At 42.2% G+C, this 13944-nt stretch carries 9 protein-coding genes; 6 read left to right on the plus strand and 3 right to left on the minus strand.

Annotated elements, in window-relative coordinates:
- The first annotated feature begins 2 nt into the window (after positions 1-2).
- Positions 3-875, plus strand: coding sequence for an alpha/beta hydrolase (locus tag NQU59_RS08860; RefSeq protein ID WP_016651747.1), 873 nt, complete (start codon positions 3-5; stop codon positions 873-875).
- Positions 876-893: 18 nt separating this feature from the next.
- Here NQU59_RS08860 and nudC read toward each other — a convergent pair whose 3' ends face one another.
- From nudC to dnaQ, 3 genes are all read right to left on the minus strand, one after another.
- Positions 894-1646 (minus strand): NAD(+) diphosphatase, encoded by a 753-nt coding sequence (gene nudC / locus NQU59_RS08865; protein ID WP_005243281.1) that lies wholly within the window; start codon positions 1644-1646, stop codon positions 894-896.
- Complete coding sequence (locus NQU59_RS08870) at positions 1646-3292, minus strand: chemotaxis protein (RefSeq protein WP_257065967.1); 1647 nt, start codon at positions 3290-3292, stop codon at positions 1646-1648. The genes nudC and NQU59_RS08870 overlap by 1 nt, the downstream gene beginning before the upstream one ends.
- 126 nt (positions 3293-3418) lie before the next feature.
- Positions 3419-4777, minus strand: coding sequence for a DNA polymerase III subunit epsilon (gene dnaQ, locus NQU59_RS08875; RefSeq protein ID WP_257065969.1), 1359 nt, complete (start codon positions 4775-4777; stop codon positions 3419-3421).
- A 306-nt stretch (positions 4778-5083) separates the two neighbouring features.
- On the opposite strand from dnaQ, the gene NQU59_RS08880 reads away from it, so the two are divergent.
- The 5 genes from NQU59_RS08880 to NQU59_RS08900 are packed head-to-tail and all read left to right on the plus strand — an operon-like array spanning position 5084 to position 13865.
- Positions 5084-8335 (plus strand): LysM peptidoglycan-binding domain-containing protein, encoded by a 3252-nt coding sequence (locus NQU59_RS08880; RefSeq protein ID WP_257065971.1) that lies wholly within the window; start codon positions 5084-5086, stop codon positions 8333-8335.
- A 6-nt stretch (positions 8336-8341) separates the two neighbouring features.
- Positions 8342-10192 (plus strand): extracellular solute-binding protein, encoded by a 1851-nt coding sequence (locus tag NQU59_RS08885; RefSeq protein ID WP_257065972.1) that lies wholly within the window; start codon positions 8342-8344, stop codon positions 10190-10192.
- A 16-nt stretch (positions 10193-10208) separates the two neighbouring features.
- Positions 10209-11279 carry a microcin C ABC transporter permease YejB gene (locus NQU59_RS08890; protein ID WP_257065982.1) on the plus strand — a complete coding sequence of 357 codons (1071 nt, stop codon included), beginning with the start codon at positions 10209-10211 and terminating at the stop codon, positions 11277-11279.
- Positions 11279-12289 (plus strand): ABC transporter permease, encoded by a 1011-nt coding sequence (locus NQU59_RS08895; protein ID WP_010590059.1) that lies wholly within the window; start codon positions 11279-11281, stop codon positions 12287-12289. The genes NQU59_RS08890 and NQU59_RS08895 overlap by 1 nt, the downstream gene beginning before the upstream one ends.
- Positions 12267-13865 carry a dipeptide ABC transporter ATP-binding protein gene (locus NQU59_RS08900; RefSeq protein ID WP_257066230.1) on the plus strand — a complete coding sequence of 533 codons (1599 nt, stop codon included), beginning with the start codon at positions 12267-12269 and terminating at the stop codon, positions 13863-13865. The genes NQU59_RS08895 and NQU59_RS08900 overlap by 23 nt, the downstream gene beginning before the upstream one ends.
- Positions 13866-13944: the final 79 nt, after the last annotated feature.

Below are 13944 nucleotides of genomic sequence, written 5' to 3' on the forward strand. Positions count from 1 at the left end.
TTATGAAGCAACTTATCCAACAAGTACAAGAAAATGTAATCAAGGCGAAAACATTTTATCAGGAGTTTCGCCTTTATGATTTTGCTAGTTATTCGATTAATTACCTAACCCCAAAAGATACTTTTGAGAAGGAAGAACATCTGGCTTATGGGCTGAAAGCCAGACAGCGTCTGGATTTGTATCGAACCAAAAGTCCGAAGCAGCAAAGACCCCTGATCGTGTTTGTGCATGGTGGTTCTTGGCAACATGGTAATAAACGCGATTATTTATTTGTTGGAGAAAGTTTCGCACGGGAAGGCTATGATGTTGCAGTCATTAACTACCATCTAGCACCTGAGCATATCTTTCCGACCTTTATTGATGATCTCGCACAAGCGATTCATTACTTAAGTCAGAATCAAACCAAGCTGAACATTTCTACCGACAATATCATTTTGATGGGGCATTCTGCGGGTGCTTTTAATGTGATGTCAGTGGTGTATTCAGCCTATTCACAAAATTTTAAATATAAAGATAAGATTCGTGCCATTGTCGGTATGGCGGGGCCTTATCATTTTGATTATAAGAATGACCCATTGGCTGAACATGCCTTTGATCAGAAAGTGTCGTATCAACAAGTGATGCCATATTATTTTATCGAACCGAATCAGATTAAGCATTATTTATTGATGGCTGAACAAGATCAGCTGGTTAGTCAAGAAAATAGTTTTGATCTAGATAAGGCGTTAAGAGAAAAAGGTAATCACAGCCATATTGCTGTGATTCCGAAGACGGGGCATATTAGCATTGTTGCGACATTGGCAAGTCTGATGAGTCATTATTTTAAAACCAAACGTACCATCTTGCATTTTTTAGATGAAGCGCTAGAGCCCTAAACAATAAAAAAGCATCGTTTAAGATGCTTTTTTATTGTTGATCATTTGCATGATCATGCTATGTGCAATACTGCCTTTGAAGGGAATTTCAGGCAGTTGATCGAACTTGAAGAATTGTGCAGCGCTAATTTCTTCAAGCTGTAATTGAATATCGCCTGATTCATATTCAGCATGAAAGGCAATCATTAGATTGCTTGGAAAAGGCCAGGGTTGGCTCGACATATAACGAATATTTTTCAGTTTCAGTCCAACTTCTTCAAACGCTTCTCTTTGCACCGCTTCTTCTAGGGTTTCTCCAACTTCAACAAATCCTGCAATCAATCCATACATATTACTTTTATTATGGGCTGATTTGGCCAATAGGACTTCGTCATCACCTTTGGTAATAATGGTAATGATGCAAGGTTGTACGCGAGGATATTGATGATAGCCACAAGCAGGACAGACCATTGCATATTCTTTCGGATGAATCTCTGTCGCATGCCCGCAATGGCTACAAAACTTGTGGTTGCGCCGCCATTCCAATAATTGAACGGCTCGGCTGGCTTGCAAGAAATCACTACTGGACCAAGATTGAATCAACTCCCGAATAGGAACAAGTTGATAACCCTCGGGAATGGATTCATTTTCAAGCAGATCACGTGCAATGACGTGATCATTATGATGGATGGGGAGGTCACTTGCCAATTTTTCAACTTGTGGAAGTTGGAGATTTTGGTCGACTAACAGTTTTTGGTGTTGAAAAATGTAAGCAAGTGATAGTTGAGTCATTATGCGGCTATGGTTTGTAATTGTTGACTGTTTGATAATGCCACATCAAACATAGATTGCAATACAGGCTGCTTATTCTTCAGGTTATCAATCAGTAAATCTAAGCCAGCAACGACATTTAAAATGCAATGGATCTGTTCAGTATCGAAAGCTTGATTTTGCGCTAAACGATGTTGAGCAAAATGAGCAGCGCCTAATAAGGCGGTTTGTTGTGCAGAACTGCCCAAGAACAGTGCGGCACCAGAAAGCTCTTTTAAATAATCTGGCAGTGCTTCCAGACTATGCGCGCTTGGATCTTGAACATAAAGACTGAGGGTTTGTGTCAAGGTTTCAATCAGTGTTTTTGTTTCAGTGAGTAAGGCTTTATGTGCTTCATCTAAGCGGTCAAGCGAGATTTGCATATTGTTGACACGAAGTTGTAAACGGCTTGATGTGTAATTACGCTCCAAGATGCCAATCGAGTTCATTGAAGCCAGAATACTGTTCATTAACTGCTGTATTGAAGTTGCATCAGTTAATGTATTGGGTTGACTTAATTTGGCTGCCTGTTGAGTCAGCTCTTGGGCTGCCTCATTCAAATTCAGTACTTTGAAGACATTGGAAAGTTGATGCAATTTTTGCTGAATTTCTTGAGTCTTTTCAGCGGACATATTTTGATGGTTATACTCAATCTCATTACGGATTTGAGCCATTTCCTCAGTCATTAACTGGCTGATAGTATGTACGGTTTCATAGTCAGGGCCATATAAATGACGGCTTAACACTTGAAGTTGAGTGTCACTCAGTAGTTCATCACCAATATTTAGTTGCTCTCGAATGTGGTGTGACACATTATCTTCTTGGCTAATGCAAATACATAAGATGTCGGCAAGATCGGCAATGGTATTTTTAAAGCTAGCCGGTTCTAACAGGAATTTAGCAATATTGGTTTCAATTTGAATTAAAGTGCGTAGACGTGCTTCGGTAATTGAAAGCACGTCAATATGGCTTAAGCCCACATTGACCAGTTGCCAGTATTGCTGACTTGGCTGACCAACCGCTAAACCAGCCAGATAAACACCGACTAATTTAATCCCTTGCAGATCAAGTGGTGTTTCTGTTTGCTTGATCAATTTGTTTAAACACAGCTTATAGAGCTGATGAATATATTGTGATTGTTCTAGGCTTGGCGCTTGCGGTAAATTAAACGTTGGCGTAATGAACTCAAGCAGTGGCTGTACGGTTTGACCTTCTTTGGTCAGTGGTTTACCTAGTGCTTTTTCTAAACGATTGAGTGTGTCGAGCAGGAACTGTGGCACTTTTACTTCACGTAAGCAGATGAATTCAATATAACGTTTCAACATTGTAGTGCCTTCACTTAGAGCCACCACATCACTGGTTTGAATTTGCTGTGGTTGCGCCATAATTTTACGCATCAACTCCGCAGAGTATTGCGTAATTTGTGATAAATGTGGCATGTCAATTAAGGCAAGCACTTGCGTGCATTGTTCAAATTGGTTCAGTGCATCATCAATTCCAAATGGTAAAGCTTGTTCTTCAGCAAGGGTATTGACCGCTGTTTCTACCAATTTAATCGAATTGTCGATCTCATTTTTTATTATTAATAATGCCGTTGGGTCGAAATGAATCGAGGTTTGGTAAGACATATGACCTACACCTTTCCTAAGTTGTTATATCCATTGACCTCCTTTTTTAGGAGGTCTAAATCTTTAGGGTTAATATAACTTAACTTTAGAGGCTTGAAATACAAAAACTTACATTGAGCAGAAAATTTATTTTGCGAAAAGGCAAGGCTCTCCATGTTTTTGCTCAAATTGTTTGACCCAAGTCTCATGTTCATTCAGTTCCTGCTCTGAAGGTTCAATCACAGGTAAGTCCACTTGCACACGTTGACGGGTAGTTTTGCTTTGGTTTTGTTCAGTTTGAGAAAGGGCATCCATATCAAATGAAACTTGCCCGCCAGTCATGGCCAGATAGACATCAGCCAAAATTTCAGCATCCAGCAAGGCGCCGTGGAAGGTACGATCGCGTGCTGGAATTTCGTAACGGCGGACCAAGGCATCCAAAGAGTTCTTTTGCCCAGGATGTTTATTTTTGGCCATTGCCAAGGTATCGGTAACTTCGCAGACCTCTGAAAGCGGAGGGAGTCCAGTACGCTTGAACTCCATATCCAGAAAGTTCATATCGAAGGTGGCGTTATGCGCGATAATCTCGGCACCTTTTAAATAGGCAAAGAGTGTATCGGCAATTTCTGCATATTTCGGTTTGTCTTTTAAAAAATCATCGCTGATACCATGGACATTTTCAGAATCGCCAACAGCTTTTTCAGGATTGATATAGATATGAATCGAGCTACCTGTCAGTTTACGATTGACCATTTCAATCGCACCGACTTCGATGATACGGTCTCCATCTTGATAATAAAAACCTGTCGTCTCTGTATCAAGAATGAGCTGACGGGGGCCTTGAAGATGAACTTTGGCCTCTGTAATGACAATGTGTGGGTGTTGATTCAAGTTCGGTATTTCTATGTTCTGGTCAACTTGATTGTTATCAGTCTGTTCAGCTTGTAGCATATTGTCTTGTGGCTCTTCTTCAAGCATGTCTTCTGCCTCTACCTCTACATCTAGGCCGAAGGGGTCTGTTAACAGCCAGTCCGCTTCAGGCTTTTTTGTATCAGCGTTAGCCTGTGTTGCAGATTTCAATTGTTGAGCTGTTTGTTCGGCACCAAGATTTGCCAGTTGGTCTGCCATTTCATTACCTGCATGTCCAGCATGGCCTTTAATCCAGTTCCATTCGATATCTCGATTGGCGCAGATCGCATCCAGTTTTTGCCATAAATCAGGATTTTTAACATCTTTCCAGTTTTTCTTTTTCCAGCCATGAATCCATTCGGTAATGCCTTGTTTGACATAGTTGGAATCGGTCCAGATGATTAAGCGTGCGTCAGTTGGACAGAATGCAACACCTTCAATCGCGGCTTGTAGTTCCATACGGTTATTGGTCGTCTCTGGTTCGCCGCCAAACAGTTTATGTTCACCTTGTTCGGTAATGACATAAGCACCCCAACCCCCAAGACCCGGGTTTCCTTTGCATGCGCCATCAACATAAAGAGTGATTGTTTGTGACATATCTGAACCTGAACAATAAGCAGAATAAAAAATTGAGTATTTGCAATCCGAAAAGCGGGAGCAATATTCAAGTGTGATTTGAACCCATCCAAACTGGATTGGGGTGCCCAGAATTTTAGCATTCTTGAGCTATCTCTTGTATTGTAAAGCTAAATTCCGATTCTGAACGTTACAAAACTCATCTTTTTTAATTTCTTGTAACATTTCCATGCAAATCACGTTAAATTATTGCCTTGTCTAAGTGCCATGCTTTACTACAATGGCAAATTGAAGAAATAAACTAGCGTGAGTTGACTGGAAGTTTTTATGTATAAATCGAGCACTTTGATGTTGCAAAAATCTGCAACATCATTATTCAAAATCACTGTACTCACTTCTGCTCTAGCTGCGTTGGGAATTACTGCAGGTTGTTCTTCAACACCTTCGTCTGGCAAAACCTCATCTTCTAAACATGTGGGTTCAGGTTATCTGGATGCAAGTAGCCTAGATTCTTTAGAGGATTTACTTTCTGCAACGGATATGCGTGCTGTAGAAGGTGACCGTCTATTGGTGCTGAAACATGGTGATGTGTGGAAGCGGATGACGGTAGGTTTCAAGATGGATCTGAACCATTGGGATTCCCGTATTGAGGCACAACGTAGCTGGTTTATTTCACGCCAACCTTATTTGGATCGTTTAAGTGCACGTGCCAGCCGTTATTTATACCACACCGTAAAAGAAGCGGAACGCCGTGGTATGCCAACCGAATTAGCGCTACTTCCGATTATTGAAAGTTCTTATGACCCTGCTGCAACCAGTAGTGCTGCGGCAGCAGGTTTATGGCAGTTTATTCCGAGTACGGGCCGTATTTATGGTTTACAGCAAACCAGCCTGTATGATGGTCGTCGTGACGTTGTCGAGTCGACGCGCGCAGCGTATGAATTTTTTGGTAGCTTATATAACCAGTTTGGCTCTTGGGAACTCGCACTGGCGGCTTATAATGCTGGGCCGGGACGTATTCAACAGGCGATTAACCGTAACCGTGCGGCAGGTTTGCCAACTGATTATTGGTCATTAAAACTTCCTCAAGAAACCATGAACTATGTGCCGCGTTTCTTGGCTGTGGCGCAGATTATTAAAAATCCGGGTGCTTATGGGGTAAGTTTGCCACCAATTGCCAACCGTCCTCACTTCCGTGAAGTGAGTTTGGCTGCACCACTTGAGTTAAATCAGATTGCTTCGATTACGGGTCTCAGTCGTGCTGAACTCTATGCATTGAACCCGGGTTATCGTGGTGAAATGGTGGATCCAATGAGTCCAATGCGAATTCTGATCCCTGCGGATTTAAGCCCATCAATTGACGCAAAACTTCGTTCGGGTAAATCAAGTTCGGGTGGTTTCTGGGCAAGCAATAAAACACCACCAGCAATGAATAACAGTTCGTCGAATACCTCAACGACGATTCGTACCACGACAAGCACTGGATCTAGCAGCGCAGTCACGGTAACACCCCCGAATTTAACCGCAAGTAATACAACGCGCCCAACAACATCATCGACCAGTAAACTGAATACGCCACGCGGTTCCGATGCTTTAGCATCATTTGCAGCAGCTGCAGATGTACCGAGTGCGCCACGTATTCCAGTTGCGATTACCCCCGCTGCGAATATCAAACCAGTCAAAACAGAGCCACCAATTTCTTTGAAAGAACGTGAGCAAATTAGTGCAGCAATTAAGGAAGAAGGTAAGAAGGAAACTGTTGCACAAGCTTTAGAGCCACAAGCAACTCAGGCTGAAAGAGATCAGGTGGTTGCGGAAATCAAGGCCATTGCACCGAAAGGGACAGAAATTGTCGATCCATTTGATGGCAAGATTAAGTTGACTGCCATTCAGACCAGCCAGTCCGTTGCTGATGAAAAAGGTCAAGAAGTCAGTAAGGGCTTTGCTTATCCGAAGAACTTGGTTGAAGATACTGCGACTGCAAATAGTGATGATGCGAAGCGCAATCAGGGCAAGCCTTATATCAAAACCGATACTGATGTGGTGGTGGTTGCACCAAAAGGCAAGCGTAGTACCTATGTCGTACAGCCCGGTGATACGCTTGCAATCATTGCTCAGAAAAATGGGGTGAATTGGCGTGACATTGCGCAGTGGAACCAGATTGATCCAAACGGCACATTATTTGTTGGTACCAGTTTGTATCTTTATGATGCCAAACCTCAAGCTGAGCCTGTTAAAGCCGCTGAGAAGCCAGAGAGTTATGTGGTACAGTCAGGTGATAGTTTGACCAATCTGGCTTCACGTTTTGATTTAACGCTGAAACAATTGGCTGATTATAATAACCTGTCTGTAACGGATGGTTTATTCGTAGGGCAAAAGCTCACTTTAATTGAGCCGAAAACGAATACTCGCACAGCACATCAAACGACACGTGCCACAGAAAGTAAAGCAGCAACGGCTACAAAAGTTGCAACCAAATCGTATACCGTGAAACGTGGTGAATATTTAAAGTTGATCGCTGATCGTTATGCATTATCAAACCAAGAATTGGCTGATCTAACATCTGGCTTAACCCCGAGCAGCAGTTTGTTCGTCGGACAAAAAATTAATGTGCCATTGCATGAGGTTTCTCAGACTCAAGAAGAGTCTGAGCCTACCAAGAGCAATGTAAAACATGAAAATGTAAGTGCATCGAGCAGTTATAAAACGGAAAGTTATACGGTACAACGTGGCGATACTTTATCAAGTATTGCGACCAAGTCGAAAATTTCGCTTAGTGAATTAGCTGATTTGAATAACTTGAAGTCAAATAGTGGCGTACGTTTGGGCCAAAGCTTAAAGATTCCAGCGGGTTCAACTGTACCTGACCAATATGTGGTTCAGTCTGGTGATAGCTTGAATGCGATTGCAGCCAAGTACAATCTACAACTCAGCTACGTGGCCGATTTGAATGGACTGGAGCGAACAGCAGGGGTGCGCGTTGGTCAGCGTTTAAAGTTAAGCGGTGATGTACCCGCAAAAACGACGACCAGCAATACGACTAAAGCGAGAGATGAAAGTACCCCAGATGTCTATACTGTCAAGTCGGGTGATACCTTAGGCAATATCGCGAGTCGCCATAATTTGCAGTTGGATTATGTTGCGGGTTTAAATGGTTTAACTCGGACCAGTAATGTGCGTCTCGGTCAGAAACTGAAGTTGACAGGTGATCTTCCAAAAGCTGAAGCGGCAAAAACCGACAACACTAAAACAGCTCCTAAGGCTGCTGCACCAAGTCGAAATACTGAAAAATATACTGTTAAAGCGGGTGAGTCACTGAACAGCATTGCCAGTCGTTTTGGGATGTCGGGCCGTGAATTGGCTGATTTAAATGATCTCAAAGCCAATGCCAGTCTACAACGCGGTCAAAGTATCTCAGTTCCTAAAACAGTAACTGAATACAAAGTTAAGCGTGGCGATACCTTAATCGGTTTAGCAAGCCGTTATGGTTTGGAGACCAGCGCCTTGGCAGAAATGAATGATCTGACCCCAAGTACTCAGTTACGTATTGGTGATGTCATTAAAGTGCCTAACTTGTAATTACAGATGAGCTTTTCGCTTTTCACAAAAAGGCTTAGTCTATGTTATGGACTAAGCCTTTTTACTCCGATTGCCTTTGCGGCAATGCAAACCACGCCTTATTTGGCCATGCATGTGCAGCCGAAATACGCACAGCTCAAAGCGATGCCTTATGCTAATCCAAATGCACCTAAGGGAGGAATCCTGAGTCAATCCAGTTTGGGAACATTTGATAATTTAAATAGCATGAATGGCAAGGGTAGTTCGACTGAAGGGGTCAATTATCTGTTTGATAGTTTAATGGATCGCTCATTGGATGAACCACGGGTCATGTATCCATTATTGGCGGAAAAGGTCAGTTACGATCCAGAGCATCTACAAGCAGTGACTTTTCATTTGAATCCACATGCGAGATTTAATAATGGTCAGCCTGTTACCGCAGAAGATGTCAAATTTACCTTTGAGATGTATCAAAGCAAAGCCAATTTAGGTTTTCAGATGTATTTGTCTGATTTGGCTAAAACAGAAGTATTGTCCAGATACCAGATTAAATTTACGTTTAAATCGAAGAATAATGTGGAAATGCCGCTGATTGTGGCAAGCCTTCCAATCTATTCAAAACGAGACTGGAACAATAAAGACTTTACGCGGGTGACATTACAAACAATTGTTGGGTCTGGCCCTTATGTGATTGAGCGGATTGATGCAGGTCGTAGTATTACCTATAAGCGCAGCCCAAACTATTGGGCTAAAGATTTGCCTGTGAATAAAGGCCGTTATAACTTTGATCGACTTAAATATGTGTATTATCGAAATTTAGAAGTCAGTTTTGAAGGCTTTAAAGCCCGGCAGTTCAATTTATATGAAGAAAAAAATATCCGTAATTGGGTGACTGCTTATCATTTTCCAGCAGTTAGGTCGGGCTTGATCAAGACCTATAAAGCGCGTTTGGGAACGCCATTGGATATTCAGAGTTTGGTGTTTAATATCCGCCGCGCTCCTTTGAATGATATCCATCTTCGTCAGGCATTAACCTATGCCTATGACTTTGAATGGCAAAATAAAGCTTTATTTTTCAATCAGAATCAGCGATTACAAAGCTATTTTGACAATACCGATTTGGCAGCAACGGGCAGGCCGAGTACCGCAGAGCTAAAAATCCTGACTCCGTTCTTGGCTCAGTTAGATCCAGTCATGCGTCAAGGAGTACTGGCGGATTGGCATTATCCTGTTTCTGATGGAAGTGGTTTTAATCGACAGAATTTATTGACAGCGCAAAAGCTTTTAAAAGATGCGGGTTATGTTATTCGCCAAGGTCGACTGTATGATCGGCAAGGAAAAGCAGTTCGTATTGAATTATTGATGCAGCAAGAAAATCCACAACGTGAATTGATGCCTTTTGTGCGCAATCTGGGTCGTTTAGGGATTCAAGTCAATCTCAGACAGGTCGATGTTCCGCAATACATGCAACGGATTCGGCATCAAGATTTTGATATGATGGTATTGAAATTGCCACAGACCCTGACACCAGGCAAAGAGCAAGCCCAGTTTTGGGGGAGTGCTGCTGCGGATGAAGCAGGGAATTACAATTATTCAGGAATAAAGAATCCTGCAATTGATCAGATGATTACGAAGATTGTGGCGGCAAAAACACGTGAAGAAGTGGTGGTGTATACGCGTGTACTCGATCGTTTGCTGAGAGCAGGTTATTATCAGATCCTGACTTATGGAAAACCCGAGCGATGGTTCGCATATTGGGATATATATCAGCAACCACAAATTAAACCAAAGCTTTCTGTAGGATGGGAATACTGGTGGGTTGATGCTGCAAAAGCCACAAAACTTGATCAGCCTATGCGAAAACCTGAATTAAAATAATCAAGGATCTTATTAAATGCTTCACTATATTCTGAAAAGAATGTTATTGATGATCCCAACCTTATTTTTCATTTTATTGATTAATTTTATTATTGTGCAAATTGCACCAGGTGGGCCTGTTGAACAAGCGGTTCAACAGATCCAGAATGCACAGGGTTTAGGGGCAGGTAGCCATTCACAATCTACGCTCGGTACACTGGCACAGTATCAGGGTGCACGAGGCTTAAGTCCGGAGATGCTTGAAAAAATCAAAGCACAATATGGTTTTGATCGGCCTGCCTATGAGCGGTTTGGATTAATGCTTAAAGGGTATTTGACGCTGGATTTCGGCAGCAGTTTTTTTAAAGATAAACCCGTAACGCAACTGCTCTATGAAAAGTTACCTGTTACCTTGTCCTTAGGGATATGGAGCACTTTTCTGATTTACTTGATTGCGATTCCTTTGGGCATCAAAAAAGCCAAAAATAATGGTTTGCTGTTTGACCAATCCAGTTCGTTGTTGCTTGCGGTAAGTTATGCGATTCCATCTTTTGTTTTTGCTATTTTATTGATTGTTTTTTTTGCAGGAGGCAGTTATTTACAATGGTTTCCGTTGCAAGGATTGGTATCGGAAAACTTTGCCCAACTGAGTCTATTGGCAAAAATAAAAGATTATCTGTGGCATATGAGTTTGCCGATTCTGAGTATGGTATTGGGGAGTTTTGCTGCACGCACTTATCTGACTAAATATTCATTTGTGGAAGAGTTGAACAAGCCCTATGTGCTGACTGCGCGATCAAAGGGTCTAAACGAAAATCAGATCCTGTATGGACATGTTTTTCGTAATGCAATTTTGGTGGTGGTGGCAGCTTTACCGGAAACACTGGTCGGGATTTTCTTTGTGGGGAACTTATTTATCGAGATTATCTTTAATCTGGATGGTATTGGCCTATTAGGTTTTGAGGCAATTACCCAGCGTGATTATCCTGTCATTTTTGGAACTCTTTTTTTATTTACTCTATTTGGAATGATTTTGCGGTTAATCGGCGATTTACTCTATCAAGTGATTGATCCGCGTATTGATTTTGAATCAAGAGGTGGGCAATGATGTCACCTTTAATGCGCGCACGATTTTCTCGCTTTCAGCATAATCAGCTTGGTTTTCGTTGTTTTATTCTATTTATAATTATTTTTGTTTTGTCGCTATTTGCCGAATTCATTGCCAATGATAAACCGCTGTTGGTTCGTTATCAGCAGTCTTTTTATTTCCCGATCATTCGGGATTATCCAGAAACGACCTTTGGCGGTGTTTTTGAAACCACGGCAGATTATCAAGATCCTGTGGTGAAGCAGTTAATTGAAAAGCAGGGCTGGATGATTTCCCCACCGGTGTCTTTTTCCTATCAATCTCCCAATTTATCACTTGCGGTGCCTGTGCCATCAAAACCAAGTCCACAGAACTGGCTTGGAACGGATGATCAAGGTCGAGATGTATTTGCCCGAATTCTCTATGGTCTTCGCATTTCCCTCTTATTTGGATTTGCCCTGACACTGTGTTCTGCTGTCGTTGGCATTATTGTGGGGGCAATACAGGGGTATTACGGTGGCTGGATTGATCTGATTGGACAACGGGTGCTAGAAGTGTGGGGCGGTTTGCCAATGCTGTTCATTGTCATGATCCTGGTCAGTATGTTTAGTCCCAGTGTGTATTGGCTATTTCTGATCATGCTGCTATTTGGCTGGACGGAGCTGGTTGGATTGGTACGGGCAGAATTCTTGCGCGCACGAAATCTTGATTATGTTCGGGCAGCGCAAGCGTTGGGGGTGAGGGATGACCACATTATCTTTCGGCACATCTTGCCTAATGCAATAAGCTCAAGTCTGTCACAGATTCCGTTTATGTTGACTGCAAATATCATTGCTTTAACTGCATTGGATTTTTTAGGTTATGGTTTACCGCCTGATGCGGCTTCGCTCGGAGAGTTATTATTACAGGGTAAAAACAATCTCGATGCACCTTGGCTGGTGCTGTCAGGATTCTTTACATTGGCGATTGTACTGTCTTTATTGATTTATATTGGGGAGGCAGCGCGTGATGCATTCGACCCAAGACGCTAAGACTGTTTTACAGCCTTTATTAAGTGTTCAGCAACTCAATATCCAAAATGAAATAGGACACTGTCTGATCCAGGATTTGAGCTTTGATATTTACTCTGCCCAAACGATGGCGATTGTTGGCGAAAGTGGTTCTGGGAAATCAATCAGTGCGCTAGCCTTATTAGGATTGTTATCCGAGAACTTGGCGGTGCAAGGACGAGTTGAATTTGCTGGCCAAGCGTTTTTGTCTGCTCACCAAGCTCAATTGCAGCAGCTTCGGGGCAAACGAATTGCCATGGTTTTTCAAGAGCCGATGACAGCGTTGAACCCTTTGCACTGTGTAGAAAAAATAATTGCTGAAAGCCTGATTTTATCTGGGCTGAGTAAGGCCGATATTCGACAACAGACTCTCTGTTTATTGCTAGATGTTGGGCTTGTTGAGGCAGAGCAAATTCTCAAATGCTATCCACATGAATTATCAGGAGGGCAACGACAACGGGTGATGTTGGCGATGGCCTTGGCTTTAGAGCCTGAAATTTTGATCGCAGATGAGCCAACGACAGCTTTAGATGTTGTGCTACAAGCCCAAATTTTAGCGTTGTTAAAACGGTTACAACAGCAGCGAAAGATGGCGCTGATTTTGATTAGCCATGATCTGAATTTAATTCGGCATTATGCAGATCAGGTTGTGGTACTTAATCAAGGGCGAGTTGAAGAGCAGGGGGAGGTCAATGAAATTTTTACACATCCCAAGACGGTATATACGCAGAGTCTACTGAATCATGATTTTGGACACGCTTTGCAATTACAACCCAGTCAGAGATTACTGGAATTAAAAAATGTCACGGTAAAGTACCCCATTAAAAGGGGGCTATTTAATCGGGTTCAATCCTATAAAGTTGCTGCTGAAGCTGTGAATTTCAGCTTATCGCAAGGTGAGGCTTTAGGTATTGTAGGGGAAAGTGGTTCAGGAAAGTCTTCATTGGCGTTGGCTATCGCACGGTTGATCAAAAGTGAAGGTGAAATCCTTTTGCAGAAGAATGATTTAAACCAATTGACTCGAAAACAGCTTCGACCAATACGCCAAGATTTCCAGATTGTATTCCAAGACCCCTTTAGTAGCTTAAATCCGCGAATGTCCGTTGAACAAATTATCGCAGAGGGGCTTCAGCTACAAGGTATCTCCAAGCAGCAATGTCATGAGCAAATTGACACTGTACTTGCAAAAGTCGAATTGGCTACAGCAGAAAGAACCAAGTATCCCTATCAGCTCTCTGGTGGACAACGACAAAGGGTCGCAATTGCTCGTGCATTGGTGTTGAAACCTAAGTTACTGGTTCTGGATGAGCCGACATCTGCTTTAGATCGTACCACGCAACTGGCTATCATTCAGTTACTACGTCATCTGCAGCTACAAGAAAAAATCAGTTATGTATTTATCAGTCATGACTTACAAGTCATTCAAGCATTATGCCAAAAAGTGATAGTGATGCATCAGGGCAAAGTCTTGGAATATCAAGCCACAGCACTTCTATTTAGTCAGCCTCAAACTGAATATACGCGTCAACTCATTTCTGCTAGCGAATATTCATATTGAAATTAAATTGACATATGCTATTGTCAGTTTATCGGAAGAATGCTTGACAGGCACAATAATTAGATTAAATTAGAGCAAA

This window comes from Acinetobacter colistiniresistens, from assembly GCF_024582815.1.
Lineage (GTDB): Bacteria > Pseudomonadota > Gammaproteobacteria > Pseudomonadales > Moraxellaceae > Acinetobacter.